This window comes from Blautia sp. MSK.20.85 (assembly GCF_013317245.1).
In the GTDB taxonomy this organism is placed as follows: Bacteria; Bacillota; Clostridia; order Lachnospirales; family Lachnospiraceae; genus Blautia_A.
Window position 1 is genome coordinate 1 of sequence record NZ_JAAIUN010000036.1, and the last position, 13,574, is coordinate 13,574.

Sequence of the window (13,574 nt, forward strand, 5' to 3'; positions counted from 1 at the left end):
TAATAATTCCTGCATAAATAACACCCCTTTTTCTTTTATTTTACTAGAAAAGGGGTGTGTTCACAATTTATTTACTCATGCGTTTGTCGTGGGTAACAGACGCAATTCATCTCCCACCTTAGAGGTGGGAGTCTTCTTGCTAGAAGAGGTTAAATCCCCCTTATACACGCCTGAAGCCTTTGCCAGTGCGATGGTCCTCTTTGCACCATCATAAAAGGCAATGTCGATCATTTTTCCGTCTACTGTAAATACACCGATACCCTGTGCCTTTTTCTCATCGATCTCACGTACTACTTTTTCCGCAAAAATAATGTCTTTCTGCTTTGGTGTGTAAATATCGTGTACGACATTGATCTGGCGGGGATTGATAATGGATTTTCCGTCAAATCCCATAAGATGGATGGTTTCCACATCCTGACGGAATCCTTCCATGTTGTCAAGGTCTGTATAAACCGTATCAAAACACTGTACTCCTGCTGCTCTTGCCGCGATCACAAGATTCTGTCTCGCACCCATCAGCTCGATTCCTGTTCCTGTAATATGTGTCTGAAGATCTTTTGTGTAATCACCGCCGGAAAGGGCAATGCCGAAAAGTCTCTCACTGGACTCGCAGATATCAAGAGCCTTCATCACACCTCTGGCAGATTCCACAGCTGCCATGATCAGGACGCTTCCCTCAGGACGGCCGAACTCTTTTTCCGCATAGGCAATTTCACGCTCCACAAGCTTTACATCCTGTGCACTTTCTGTTTTCGGGATACGGATGGAATCACATCCACCGGCAACAGAGCAGCGGATATCTTCTTTCCAGTAAGGGCTGTCCAGGCCATTGATCCTGACTACCCGTTCACATCCACGATAGTTGATGGTTTTCAGTGCATGATACAGAGAAAAACGTGCCGCGTCTTTCTGGTTCTCTGCTACTGCGTCTTCTAGGTCCAGCATGATAGAATCTGGTTTATAAATGTATGGATCTTTGATAAGTCCCGGTTTCTGAGCATTCAGAAACATCATTGTTCTTCTCAGTCTTTTTTTGTTCGGATTGTTCATCGGATAGCCCCTCCCCATGGTAAATGTTCCGTCTGTAATACAGAGCGGTAAACTGCTGCTTCAATACGTGCTTTGATCGTACAATCCAGTGCACCTTTGTCTACGATGGTAAGTTTTACGTCGCTGACGCCAAGATTTTTCAGAGTTTCCAGTGCTACTTTACGGATCTGGTTTCCATACTGGTTGATCACGGAGCTTTCCAGGGAAAAATCTACATTTCCTTCTCCTTTTTCTACAGTTACCTGGCAGTCGCTGGATTCCAAAGTTCCTGCAATGGCTGGCCTTACAATATCCATGTTTATCCTCCTTTTGATCCAGTAACATAACTGCTGCCGGAACCTTTATGTTGTGTTCTTTTGTTCATCTGAAGCTATCGTAAGGTCGTAACCTTACAGAAGAAATAATATTTTTCTTAATATTTGTTAAGATACGGAATTTTTCCTGCTTTTCTTTTTATAAAACAGATATTCGCAATGTTGGTAAATCTGCCCATTGCGTTTTCTTCGTAAGGTTAGTATAATAACCTCATATTTTAAAAGTGAAAATTTATATACTTTTTATATTTTTCATTCACAGGGAGGATTTGATCATGAAAGAACGTTTAAACTGGGCAGTTCTTGGTACCGGTGTGATCGCCAATCAGATGGCGCAGGCACTTCAGAAAATGGGAAAACCGCTGTATGCAGTTGGAAACCGTACCTCTGAGAAAGCCGTTGCCTTTGCAGAAAAATACGGTGTACAGAAGGTTTATTCAGAAATTGATGAAATGTTTACTGACGAAAATGTGGATATTATCTACATTACAAGTCCTCACAATACCCATTATGCCTTTATGAAAAAAGCACTGCTTCACGGCAAGCACCTTTTTGTGGAGAAATCCATCGCCCTTAACAGCCGTGAGCTGGATGAAATGATCGCTCTGTCCAGGGAAAAAAATCTCATTCTTGCCGAGGCCATGACCATCTGGCATATGCCCATTTACAAAAAACTCTGGGAAACAGTCAAAAGCGGCTCTCTGGGAAAAGTCCAGATGATCACCATGAATTTTGGAAGTTTTAAAGAATATAACATGAACAACCGCTTTTTCAATATGAACCTGGCAGGCGGTGCCATGCTGGATATCGGTGTTTACGCACTCTCCATTGTCCGAAGTTTTATGGATGAAAAACCGGATGAGATCTTAAGCCAGTGGAAGCCTTCTCCTACCGGTTCTGATGAGCAGGCAACCATTCTTCTTAAAAATCCTTCCGGTCAGATGGCGACTGTCGCACTTTCCATGCACTCCAAACAGCCGAAACGTGCCATGATCAGCTGTGAGAAAGGTTATATCGAGATCATGGAATATCCACGTGCAGATAAAGCAGTGATCGTGGATGCAGAGACAGGAGAAAAAACTGAAATTTCCTGCGGTGACACTTCCGATGCACTGCTTTATGAGATGGAGGATATGGAACATGCAGTTCTTACACGTGATACCTCCGGCTTATATCTGAATTATACAAAAGACGTTATGGATATCATGACCTATCTTCGTAAAGAATGGAATATGAAATACCCGGATGAAAACTGGGACTGATCTTCTTCAGTTACTTCTGTTTATTTCTGCCTCTGAGACCTGGTCACTGCCAGGATCATGCAGACAAACACCATGGCAAACATGGCTTCCAGGCCGATGCCTTTCCAGACCGATACAGCTGCCTCCCTCGTGAGGTGGCTGTAACTTCCAAGAGTCTCATTTACGGTTTCATACCAGTACACAGGAAGAAACTGAGACACCTTCAGGACGTTTCTGTCCATAACATTCATGGGAACAAACACGCCACACAGAAAACACATTCCAAGAGACAGAATATTGGCAATGCCGCTTAACATGTTGCTGTTTTTTACAAAAAGCCCGATCAGGTAGGAAAGAGAAAGTGCCACTGCCATCATCACCAGGGTGTTCAGTACATAGTATCCGAAGTTCTCTGAACCTGGAAATGTTTTTCCATACATAAGAATGGCACCTGCCATACCGATTCCCCATAAGCCCCCGCCCATGACAAACATGGCCAGAAGTCCTTCCAGGCTTTGTCTTCTTGCCGAGACTGCCGACGCCTGCATTCTTTCAGGAATATCATTTTTTTTGAAAGCCATCAGCACATATCCCATGACATAGCAGAGCACAGCAAGAAACAGATATGGCATATAGCGGAAATAATAGAGCCATCCAGGGGTACTGCCATTTCCGTCTGTATCCAGCATGGTGACTTCTCCTCTTTTTTCATCCAGGATCGCTGCTGCCGCTTCCTCCTTGGAAAAACCGGCTTCCAGATATGTCCGCATGGTGTTGAGGCAGTTCTCAAGCTGCTGATCTACATAATATGCTGAGTAGGATCCAGGCACCTTTGTCACGGAAATACTTTCCCCGTTTACCATACAGCTCTCATAAAAATCCTCAGGGATCACCACGATGTACTCTATATTTCTGTAAAAAAGCTCTTCCTGAAGCTTCTCCCTATTGTCTTCCAGCATAGTCACATGATGGGTGTTTTCAAACCATTTTACCAGTCCTTCTGCCAGTGGCCCGTTATCTTTATCCACCACACCGATCTTTATTTTTTCACTTTCATAGCTGGTATAGGTTTCCTTACCGGCTGCTGCCTGAAGTGCCATTGTCACCCCGAAAAAGATGCACAGATACAGGAGGATCAGGCCTGTATTTTTTTTCATAATTCTCATATAGCCTTTAAATACTGTCATAACGTTCCCTCCTGACCATGAAAAAGGATGCCATTACCAGCACCACACACATCACTGCCAGTGTAGCCAGACTTCTGTAATATCTGGCTGTATCATCATATACATTGATACAGTAAAATGCATCGGCGATCAGTGATGCCGGATTGATCCGGTTTACAAACGGGGCACTTTTTTCCACGATATCCTTCATATTTCCGTTCATCAGTCCCGCAAGGAAACTGCTTACCATGGAGATTCCAAGCATGATCCCGATCTTGGCACCTTCCTGCATTTTTCCAAAGCTACCGATAAACATTCCCATGGATACGCCGATGAGACTTCCGAAAAAAGATACCACCAACATTTTTCCCATCTGTCCCTGAAAATCCAGATTGAGAATATAACGGAGATACAGGATCAGAATGATCACGTCCATATAGCCCAAGGCAAAAGATGCCAGCTGGTCTGTAAGGATCAGTTTCAGCTTATGGGTCGGTGTCACACAACGTCTGGCTGCCAGAGGTGTGATGTTGGCCTGGATCCCGATAGAAGAGCCAAAACCGATAAAGCATCCGTACAGGCAGGCCATGGCGATCAGTGCGTAAAAGAACTGCACATTTCCGTCAATGGTACGGCCCCCAAGGGAAACTTCCTTTACCAAATCCTGAGAGCTTAACAGGGTTTTCATGGTTTTCATATCCATCTGGGGATTTTTTTTCATAATGTTGGTGATGGTTGCTCTGGTATTCCCACAGCTGTCAAGAACTGTCTGGAGAATACTCTCTTCCATTCCGGTCCCTGCTACTGTAAGGGAAGGATCTTTTCCCACATAATAAATTCCTTTTATTTTTTTATCCTGCAGGGCTTCCAGTGCTTCCTTTTCCGGCATTTCTTCTGCCTTTAAAAGATCCGGGCTGCTTTTTTCCACCTGATCAAGATAGGTCAGGAAAAACGTATCTGCAGTATCTTTCTTCACAACTGCCACCGGAACGGTCTGAAAATCTGCTTCATTGATATTTCCAAATGCAAAGTAGAAAAAAGTTCCAAGCACAAGTGGAAAAACCAGCGGCCAGAAGATGATATTAAAATTCCGGACCTTGGAAAGAAAACTGTATTTCAGTAAATGCAGCATTTCAGCTCACCTCCTAATCTCTCAGCTGTTTTCCGGTGATCTCCAGAAATACATCGTTCAGTGTAGGAAGCTCCGAAAAGACTCTTCCAAAAGAAATATCCTGGCTCTGCAGATAATTAAGAAGACGGATCAGGTTATGCCTGGCATCGGTACAGCGCACGACCAGCACCTGTTTTTCGTACTGCACATCAAACACATGATCCAGTGTGCGGATATCCTGGAGATTTTTTTCTTCCAGGGCAATGGCTTCCACTGTGATGGTCTCTCCTGTTTTGATCATCTGCTTCAGTTCCTCTTTTGTTCCCTGCGCGATCACTCTTCCGTGATCCATGATGGCGATCCTGGTGCAGATCTGCTCTACCTCTTCCATGTAGTGGGAAGTGTAGATAATGGTGGAGCCCTGCCGGTTCAGTGTCTGGATTCCTTCCAGGATCTTGTTTCTGCTCTGAGGATCTACGGCTACCGTTGGCTCATCCATGATGATCAGCCTTGGTTTGTGAGCGATCCCGCAGGCAATGTTCAGTCGGCGCAGAAGACCTCCGGAAAGCTTCCTGGGATGCATTTTCCGGAAATCTTCCAGGCCTGTAAATTCAATAGCTTCCTCCACCAGCTCTTTTCTTCGTTTCTTGTCTCTTATGTAAAGGCCGCAGAAATAATCAATATTTTCCTGTACTGTCAGTTCCTCAAAAACGGCTACATTCTGAAGCACGATGCCGATCTGTTCTTTAATCTTATAGCTGTCCGGTTTCATCTCTTCCCCGAAAATTTCCACCTGACCTCTGTCGTATTTCAGCAGGGACAACAGACAGCTGATGGCCGTTGTTTTTCCGGAACCGTTGGGGCCAAGCAATCCAAAGATCTCACCTTCCCGGATATCCAGATCCAGATGATTCAGTGCGGTAAGATCACCATACCGTTTTACCAGATTTTCTATGTGAACCATACCCTGTGGCATATTTTTTCCTCCTTTTTCACAGTCCATTAAACGGGACTTTTCTGTTTTATCTCAGAAATTTATATTTCTTTTATGATGCCATTATAACTTTTTCTTCTGTCTGCTCCAAGTGTGGGATGTCATTAACTGCGGATGACAAATGTCATGTCTTTTGTAAGAAAACAGATTTTTCTTTGCAGGTAAGGAGCTGGTATACTATAATGAAAATACATTGCTGTAATTCCGGGAAAGGAGGGTTTATTTTTTTTATGCGTTATTTTACAGATTCCGCCATATTACTCTTATACAGTATGCTGGCATTTTTTTATGTACCTGCAGATCAGTCCCTTGTATTCTCCCTCCTTTTTACAGTGATCCTTGGCTGCGTTACTTATCTGTGCAGAACATCTGAAACAGAATCCTGGCCCTACAATTCTCTACCAGTGCTGAAAACCTCCGGAAATATCCTTCCGGTTCTTGCCGGAAGTTATGTGGTTTTTGGGTTCTGTTCCCTGTGGATTACGGATCTTCTTCTGTTTTTCCCACTGCTTCTGTATCAGACATTATCTGCCAGACTTTTTCTTCTGGCAGTGGTGGAACTTCCATTCTGGGGACTCCTTGCTTTTCAGTTCCACAAGTTTCCGGAAATTCTCTGTCTCGCCGGAATCTTTGGTTTTATCCTGGCGTTTTTTCTCTGGTCTCATACCAGGCAATATGAACTCCTTGCCCGGAATTTCCGTCAGAGCCGTGATGACAGCGAAGAACACGCACTTCTTCTTTCCGAAAAAAACAAGGCGCTTCTGGAAAAACAGGATTATGAGATCTATGCTGCAACTCTCAGGGAGCGAAACCGGATCGCACGGGAAATCCATGACAATGTAGGCCATGTGCTCTCCCGCTCCATTCTTATGACTGCTGCCTGCAAAACCATCAACAAAGATGAATCCCTTGATCCTCTTCTTGGAAATCTGGAAGAATCTCTGAACGGCGCCATGAACAGCATCCGTTCCAGTGTCCATGATCTTCACGATGATGCGGTGAATCTGGAAGATGCCATAAAGGGACTTGTAAAAGATTTCAGCTTCTGCCCGGTAACCCTCACCTATGATATGTCCAGGCAGGTTCCAAGAGAGGTGAAATACAGTCTGATCAGTATTACAAAAGAAGGGCTTTCCAATGTGATGCGGCACAGTAATGCGGATTCCGTCAATATTCTTCTCCGGGAGCATCCTGCCCTTTATCAGCTTTGTATCGAGGATAATGGTACGCTGGGGCATGAAATTCCGGATATTCACGCTGAGACGGACAGCAATAAGATGGAAAATGTTTCCGGCGGCATGGGGCTGTCCAATATCCGGGACCGTGTGAAGGCGCTGGGTGGTACAGTCCAGATTACACAGGAGAAGGGTTTTCGGATCTTTGTAACGATTCCGAAATCTGTTTCCAATTGAATCTGGAAGATATTTCTCACCTTGCCAGGAACTTTCCTGATTTGGTCAAAGTACTTTTCTGGCGTATTGGATCAGTCTGTTTTTCCTGATCTGTAATTTGATTTTTATAACTCATAAACAGGAGATTTTAATATGAAAATTATAATCGTAGACGACGACTGCCTGGTTTCAGGTGCATTAAAAACCATTCTTGAGGCAAATCCGGATATCCAGGTGGCTGCCACCGGCTCTGATGGTGAAGAGGCCTGCTCCCTGTATAAAGAATATCTTCCGGATATCCTTCTGATGGATATCCGTATGAAAGGAATGGACGGACTGGAAGCTTCCAGAAAGATCCTGGGTGAATTTCCTGAGGCAAAAATTCTTCTTCTGACTACATTTTCTGATGATGAATATATTATAAAAGCTCTCCGCCTCGGCACAAAGGGCTATCTCCTGAAGCAGGATTACGCCAGCATTCTTCCGGCGCTACAGGCGGTTTATTCCGGTCAGACCGTATTCGGTACAGAGATCATGTCCAAGATCCCGGAGCTTCTGCAGTCCTCCGACGGATTTGATTATGCTTCCAGAAATATCAATGAACGGGAACTGGATATCATCCGGCTGATTGCCAACGGATACAGCAATAAGGAGATTGCCGCGGAGCTTTTTCTCAGTGAGGGAACTGTACGGAATTATCTCAGTTCCATTCTGGATAAACTGCAGCTGAGGGACCGGACACAGGTTGCTGTGTTTTATTATCAGCACAGATAAGGAGAACTATAATGAACCGCTATCTTACTATCCATATCCCGGAAACAGCTGCCCCGGCACCTGTCTCCCACTTTCTTCGCACCCAGGCCGGTCTTACAAAAAAGCAGATCAGCCAGGCGAAGTTCCGTCCCAGTGGTGTCCAAAAAAACGGACAGCAGTGCCGTGTAACAGAAACTGCTTATCCAGGAGATCAGATTACGGTATGCCTGGAAACGGATGATGTTGACTCTCTGCATCTGGAGTCGTCATCTTTTACTATCAGTTCAGACAGTCACTCTTTCCCACTTTCCACAGACTCAGGTTCATATTCTGATTCTACAGCTTCGGAATTTGCAGGTTCTGATGCCAATTCTCATATTTACCATTCACCGTCTACAACGTCACAGCTTCTTCCTGAGCTGGAGATCCTGTACGAAGACCAGGACATTCTCGCAGTAAACAAACCCGCCGGACTGGTCACCCACCCCTCCGGTTCCCACTACAGCGACAGCCTCTCCAACCAGGTTGCCGCCTATTTCCGTTCCAAAGATGAGCCTACCAAAGTCCGGTCTATCGGACGGCTAGATAAAGAAACTTCCGGCATCCTGCTTTTTGCCCGAAATCAGACTGCTGCCGCCAGATTACAAAAACAACGGGAAAATGGAATTTCAGAGAAAACCTATCTGGCCGCGGTTTCCGGTTCCATGCTGGAAGATACAGACGGAACCTTTCATGCGATCACAACTCCCCTTACCCCAGATCCGGATAACCGTCTGAAAATGGTCATCTCTCCGGGCAGTTCCCTCCCAGGGAGCAAACCGGCGGTAACTTTATATTCCGTCCTGAAATCCACTGCCCCCGGTTCCAGGATCTCTGCATCCCTTGTAATGCTCCGCCTGAAAACCGGCCGCACTCATCAGATCCGTGTCCACATGGCATCTCTGGGGCATCCGCTTCTGGGTGATTCCCTGTACCATTTATCGGACACAACGAATCTTTTTTCCAGGGCTGCCCTCCACGCATGGAAACTTAAATTTCATCCACCTTTTCCAGCTGGTGAAACGACTTCAGGCATCCTTTCTTCCATTCCCTGCACTGAAAATGCCAAAAAAGAAATCTCCCTGGAAGCACCCCTCCCGGAAGATTTCAAAAAATTCTATGAGACGATGTTCTGAAGCCATACGCCTTTTTTTACGAGGATAAACCCAATGACACATTTCAGCATATCCGCAGCCTGGACCATTGCGTAAATCCCAAGTACAGGAAGTCCTGTAAAACGGCTTAAGGTAAATGCGATCGTCACACTGACCACCCAGATAAACACACTGTCAAACAGGAATGTGATGATAGTCTTTCCACCGGAGCGCAAAGTAAAATACGTTGCATGCAGGAATGCATTCTGGGGCATAAAAAATGCTGTGATCATAATAAGATATTTCGCCAGAGTACGGGCCTCGGCATTGGTGTTGTAAAGTTTCGGAAACAGTGGTGCCATCACAAACATCACAGCAGCCACACAGGTACAGCAGAATACGGAAAATGCAATCATCTTGTTGTCTGTATCCCTGGCTTCCTTCATCTTGCCGGCACCAAGAAGCTGTCCTACAACAATGGCTACAGAATCTCCCAGTGCGATAAATACAATGTTAAATACATTGTTGATAGTATTGGAAATATTTAATCCTGCTACCACATTCAGACCACGGACCGAATAACACTGTGTCAGCATGGCTACTCCTGCTGCCCATAAAGTTTCATTGAGAAGCAGTGGTGTTCCCTTGATCAGGATCTTCTTTGTGAGATTTGCAGGAACCTTCAATGTGGAATACAGGCCCTTAGCAAAAATATTCTTCTCCGTATGCTTATGTGTCCATGTCAGGACAATGCACGCTTCCACATATCTGGAAAGTACCGTCGCAACAGCAGCACCTCTCACTCCCAGTTCCGGGAATCCGAATTTACCATAGATCAGAAAATAATTAAATGTGAGATTGATCAGCACTGCCACAATCCCGGCTTTCATGGGAAGTACAGTCTCACCGCATTCACGTAAGGTACTTGCATAGACCTGCACCATCATAAATGCTGGAAGTCCCAGGAGCATGATCCATAAATACTGCTTTCCATAGACAAGTGTATCCCGGATTTCCCGTGCGGTTCCCTCTCCCCTGAGATACATGCTGATCAGAGAATCTCCCGCTGTAAGAAACAGTACAATAGTAAGTGCTGTCAGGATCACTGCCATCCAGAGTTTATAACGAAGTGTCTGACGGACACCCTCGTGATCCTTCTGTCCGAAATACTGGGCTGTAAAAATCCCTGCACCGGATACCCCGCCGAAAATGCAGAGATTATACACAAAGATCAGCTGATTGACGATCGCCGCACCGGACATCTGCTCTGTACCGATCCGCCCGATCATAATATTATCCAAAAGACTGACAAAATTCGTGATACCATTCTGAATCATGATCGGCACCGCAATGGACAGAACCATCAGATAAAACTTCTTATCCCCTACGAACTTCCGGAAAAAAGAAGATTTCGCTTTCACCTTCTCCATAAATTCATCCCCCTTTTTTTATTTTCCTTCATCCAAAAATACACAGAAAAAGAAGACTGCCCACCCGAAACAGTCTTCCTTTTCGTAAGCGTTGTAGCTACTACATTACTACAAACATTTTCTTTTTTCAATAGCTTTTTTAATATCTTTTTACTCTACCATCCGGTTCTCATCTGCAATGTATTCGAAGAAGTCGAAGTCTGCACATTTTTTGTGGAGAACGCGGTCTGCACAGGTGATTCCTACCATAGTTCCTGTGAACTCTCCGTATTTACAGTACTCGTCAGAAAATCTTGTGGTATCAAAAATGCGTCCGATCTTTTCGTAATTTTCTCCGTCATAGCTCCACTCAAACCAGGATTTTCTTCCCTCAATATAGAGTCTCAGATAGATCGGTTTATCTTCTACCGGGATTCTGGTGTTCAGGAACTCTGTTTTTTCTCCGTTTTCCAGATGGATGATAGACAGGGCGCTCTGTCCCAGGGTTTCACTGTAATATTTCCGGAGATTGATGTAATTCATGTTGTCGTAATACAGGATCAGACCTGCACTGTGCTGGTGTACTTCCGGTGTGAATTCCATCTTTGTGGTGATCCGTGCGTATACGCTTGTAAGCTTTCTGGCCAGGATACTTACTTTGTTGAGAGAGGTTCTGGATTCCTGTCCACGAAGGCGTACATAACCTTTTCTTGCTTTCACATCTGCAAAACGCTGGGGCATGATCCTTGGAGAATAATAGAAGTTCCCAAGCTCATCTCCATCAAAATCGTCAAAATCCGGAGTTTTTTCCACCGGGTATTCCGGAAGGGAGGTTTCCGGCACTTCGATCTTCGCCAGATTGCTTCCATCCGCCATGCGGAGCCAGTTGTCTTCGGTCCACATCATTTTCTGAATGGCCGTCTCTCTTCCAAGTGTACAGCGAAGTTCCGGTACAAAAGGTCTGGAGCAGAGATGGACCAGATAAACTTCTCCTGTGGGAAGTTCCACATAGCTTCCATGACCGGATTTCTGAAGTACAGAGTCCGGATTATAGTACTTTGGTTTCAGATGGTCTGGATCCTGGCGCTCGTAGGATTCTCCCGGAACACTGGTAACGATGGGATTCTTCGGATCTTTTTCATATGGGCCCCAGACATTTTTGGAACGTCCCATGGTAACGCAGTGATTATATCCGGTGCCACCCTCTGCACACATGATATAGTAATACTCGCCTCGTTTTGTGAGATGCGGTGCCTCGATGCAGCCTCTGTCTGTACCGCCTCTCCAGATCCGCTTCGGATAACCGATGATCTCTTTTTTCTCAGGAGAATATTCTACCATACAGATAGCCCCTGGCTTCTCGTAGCCTTCTCTTGTTTCCCACTCCAGGGATACCACGTATTTTTTGCCATTGGTGTCATGGAAAAGTGACGCATCAAAACCGGAGGAATGAAGGTAAACCGGCTCGCTCCACGGTCCACGGATATCTTTTGCACAGATCAGGAAATTGTCCACGTCAAAATATCTGGCGTTCATGGAATTCATTACTCCATAGACAACGTAGAACATATCCTCTTCCTCGCAGTAGGTCAGGCAGGGTGCCCAGATTCCTTTTGCACTTGGAAGTTTTTTGAGATCTACTTTTTCATCGTCTGTAATTACGTGTGTGTACAGCTCCCAGTTTTTCAGGTCTCTGGAATGGTAGACCGGGATTCCCGGAAACCACTCAAATGTGGAAACTGCCATATAGTAATCGTCGCCTTTTCTGCAGATACAAGGGTCCGGATTAAAACCCGGAAGTATTGGATTTACGATCATTTTAACATCCTCCTTTATCAGCCGGAAACCAGCCAAAGTCATAACATCTTCCCAGATCCCAGCTGTCCCATCCGATCCATCCGGGAGTATTTACCGTATCAGTCAGAAGCTTGTAGCTCCAGTAATAATAACCGCTGCCTTTCTCCCAGAGTTCCAGCTGTGCCTTTGCAAGGGCTTCATAGATTTCTTTTTTCTTCTCCAGTGAAAAGCTTTCCTGCCGGCTCCCTTCCACTCCGTTGAGCACGCTCTGGCCGCCTTTTGTGTCACAGCCGCAGGCAAGGGAGTTAAACAGACACCACTCGCCGCAGATCACCGGGAAATATTTTTCCATCTCTGTGATCTGTGGTTCCAGTTCTTCTCTGATATATTTCAGATAGCCTTCAATAGTCTGGCTGCATCCTCTGGCCTCCGCAACCATGAGATACTGATGGGTATCCAGGATCACATTGGAATATTTCTCTTCCTGCATGAAATCTTTCCATTCCATCAGTTCAAAGCCATCGTGGATCACAACGTACTTATCTTTTGGCATATAGGCACTGATACGGTCGTAGGCATCCAGATAAAACTGTCTCAGGAATTTCATTGTGATCGGTGCGGAGCCTTTTGCCATCTCCTGATCTGCCGGAGCATAACGGTTCTGGATATCCATGGTTTCCCACATATTTTCTGTGATGGGCTCATTTAACGGCTGGATTCCAAACAGGCCTTTTCTGTTTCCATATCTCTTTGCAAGACGTTCCAGAACGCTTAATGCAAACTCTACTTCATCAGGATTCTGTGCCCATTTGCACACACCGCTGATGCCTCCGTTGTCAAAACCGTTCTGGCTTAAGGGTACTGTATGAAGATCAATGAGAATGGTAAGTCCGTATTTTTCCGCCCAGTTAAAGGCCTTATCCAGTTCTTCGATGCAGCCGATAAATGGTTTCCGGTCGCCGAAGATAAAGTATGGCACCGGAATCCGGACAGACTCCATTCCCATGCTTTTTATGGTTACAAAATCACGCTCTGTAATGTATTCTGAACGATGGATCTTTATTCTTGCCTCATATGCCTCCGGGGAAAGCTGTGTGGGAAGATAATATTCATCCTCTGCGGTGGTTCCCTCAAATAATGCCGGACTCATCCATTTTTCCAGCACCAGCCAGTTTCCAAGATTAACGCCTTTGATGTTCACTCTCTCTGATCTCC

Annotated in this window: 11 protein-coding genes and 1 pseudogene; 4 read left to right on the forward strand and 8 right to left on the reverse strand. The window is 45.2% G+C overall.

Features of this window, described 5'->3' with window-relative positions; translation table 11 throughout:
• Nucleotides 1–150: 150 nt before the first annotated feature.
• Together G5B12_RS14700 and citD are read right to left on the reverse strand one after the other, a co-directional pair.
• Nucleotides 151–1,050 (reverse strand): annotated as a pseudogene (locus tag G5B12_RS14700) (aldolase/citrate lyase family protein); the annotation flags it as partial.
• Complete coding sequence (citD, locus tag G5B12_RS14705; protein WP_174088661.1) at nucleotides 1,047–1,346, reverse strand: citrate lyase acyl carrier protein; 300 nt, start codon at nucleotides 1,344–1,346, stop codon at nucleotides 1,047–1,049. The gene citD and the pseudogene G5B12_RS14700, both read right to left, overlap by 4 nt.
• Before the next feature lie 293 nt (nucleotides 1,347–1,639).
• Here citD and G5B12_RS14710 point away from each other — a divergent pair, with 293 nt between their 5' ends.
• On the forward strand, nucleotides 1,640–2,626 hold the full coding sequence (locus G5B12_RS14710; RefSeq protein ID WP_174088663.1) for a Gfo/Idh/MocA family protein: 987 nt from the start codon (nucleotides 1,640–1,642) through the stop codon (nucleotides 2,624–2,626).
• Between the two features lie 20 nt (nucleotides 2,627–2,646).
• On the opposite strand, the gene G5B12_RS14715 is transcribed toward G5B12_RS14710, so the two are convergent.
• From G5B12_RS14715 to G5B12_RS14725, 3 genes are read right to left on the reverse strand one after another with little or no spacing between them, the layout of a single operon-like run.
• A complete protein-coding gene (locus tag G5B12_RS14715) occupies nucleotides 2,647–3,792 on the reverse strand; it encodes an ABC transporter permease (protein WP_174088665.1) in 1,146 nt (381 codons plus the stop codon).
• Nucleotides 3,779–4,903 carry an ABC transporter permease gene (locus G5B12_RS14720; RefSeq protein WP_021976194.1) on the reverse strand — a complete coding sequence of 375 codons (1,125 nt, stop codon included), beginning with the start codon at nucleotides 4,901–4,903 and terminating at the stop codon, nucleotides 3,779–3,781. The genes G5B12_RS14715 and G5B12_RS14720 overlap by 14 nt, the downstream gene beginning before the upstream one ends.
• 13 nt (nucleotides 4,904–4,916) lie before the next feature.
• Nucleotides 4,917–5,846 carry an ABC transporter ATP-binding protein gene (locus G5B12_RS14725; protein ID WP_118064678.1) on the reverse strand — a complete coding sequence of 310 codons (930 nt, stop codon included), beginning with the start codon at nucleotides 5,844–5,846 and terminating at the stop codon, nucleotides 4,917–4,919.
• A gap of 260 nt (nucleotides 5,847–6,106) precedes the next feature.
• Between G5B12_RS14725 and G5B12_RS14730 the strand changes: the two genes are divergently transcribed.
• The 3 genes from G5B12_RS14730 to G5B12_RS14740 all read left to right on the forward strand — a co-directional run bounded on the left by G5B12_RS14730 (nucleotide 6,107) and on the right by G5B12_RS14740 (nucleotide 9,195).
• On the forward strand, nucleotides 6,107–7,288 hold the full coding sequence (locus tag G5B12_RS14730) for a sensor histidine kinase (protein ID WP_021976196.1): 1,182 nt from the start codon (nucleotides 6,107–6,109) through the stop codon (nucleotides 7,286–7,288).
• Nucleotides 7,289–7,420: 132 nt separating this feature from the next.
• A complete protein-coding gene (locus G5B12_RS14735) occupies nucleotides 7,421–8,041 on the forward strand; it encodes a response regulator (protein ID WP_021976197.1) in 621 nt (206 codons plus the stop codon).
• 11 nt (nucleotides 8,042–8,052) lie between these two features.
• Nucleotides 8,053–9,195, forward strand: coding sequence for an RluA family pseudouridine synthase (locus G5B12_RS14740; protein WP_021976198.1), 1,143 nt, complete (start codon nucleotides 8,053–8,055; stop codon nucleotides 9,193–9,195).
• On the opposite strand, the gene G5B12_RS14745 is transcribed toward G5B12_RS14740, so the two are convergent.
• The 3 genes from G5B12_RS14745 to G5B12_RS14755 form a co-directional block, all read right to left on the reverse strand.
• Nucleotides 9,177–10,583: an MATE family efflux transporter gene (locus tag G5B12_RS14745; protein ID WP_021976199.1), complete on the reverse strand. Its 1,407-nt coding sequence runs from the start codon at nucleotides 10,581–10,583 to the stop codon at nucleotides 9,177–9,179. The genes G5B12_RS14740 and G5B12_RS14745 overlap by 19 nt on opposite strands.
• A gap of 150 nt (nucleotides 10,584–10,733) precedes the next feature.
• Nucleotides 10,734–12,380, reverse strand: a complete 1,647-nt coding sequence (locus G5B12_RS14750; RefSeq protein ID WP_021976200.1) for a glycoside hydrolase family 43 protein — start codon at nucleotides 12,378–12,380, stop codon at nucleotides 10,734–10,736.
• A 1-nt stretch (nucleotide 12,381) separates the two neighbouring features.
• Nucleotides 12,382–13,560, reverse strand: coding sequence for a glycoside hydrolase family 5 protein (locus G5B12_RS14755; RefSeq protein WP_174088666.1), 1,179 nt, complete (start codon nucleotides 13,558–13,560; stop codon nucleotides 12,382–12,384).
• Between the last annotated feature and the right edge of the window lie 14 nt (nucleotides 13,561–13,574).

Bases quoted from the DNA above. Each gene is read 5' to 3' on its own strand.
- G5B12_RS14725 (WP_118064678.1), bottom strand. From the start codon at position 5,846: ATGGTTCACATAGAAAATCTGGTAAAACGGTATGGTGATCTTACCGCA.
- G5B12_RS14750 (WP_021976200.1), bottom strand. From the start codon at position 12,380: ATGATCGTAAATCCAATACTTCCGGGTTTTAATCCGGACCCTTGTATC.
- G5B12_RS14735 (WP_021976197.1), top strand. From the start codon at position 7,421: ATGAAAATTATAATCGTAGACGACGACTGCCTGGTTTCAGGTGCATTA.
- G5B12_RS14710 (WP_174088663.1), top strand. From the start codon at position 1,640: ATGAAAGAACGTTTAAACTGGGCAGTTCTTGGTACCGGTGTGATCGCC.
- G5B12_RS14740 (WP_021976198.1), top strand. From the start codon at position 8,053: ATGAACCGCTATCTTACTATCCATATCCCGGAAACAGCTGCCCCGGCA.
- citD (WP_174088661.1), bottom strand. From the start codon at position 1,346: ATGGATATTGTAAGGCCAGCCATTGCAGGAACTTTGGAATCCAGCGAC.
- G5B12_RS14730 (WP_021976196.1), top strand. From the start codon at position 6,107: ATGCGTTATTTTACAGATTCCGCCATATTACTCTTATACAGTATGCTG.
- G5B12_RS14745 (WP_021976199.1), bottom strand. From the start codon at position 10,583: ATGGAGAAGGTGAAAGCGAAATCTTCTTTTTTCCGGAAGTTCGTAGGG.
- G5B12_RS14720 (WP_021976194.1), bottom strand. From the start codon at position 4,903: ATGCTGCATTTACTGAAATACAGTTTTCTTTCCAAGGTCCGGAATTTT.
- G5B12_RS14715 (WP_174088665.1), bottom strand. From the start codon at position 3,792: ATGACAGTATTTAAAGGCTATATGAGAATTATGAAAAAAAATACAGGC.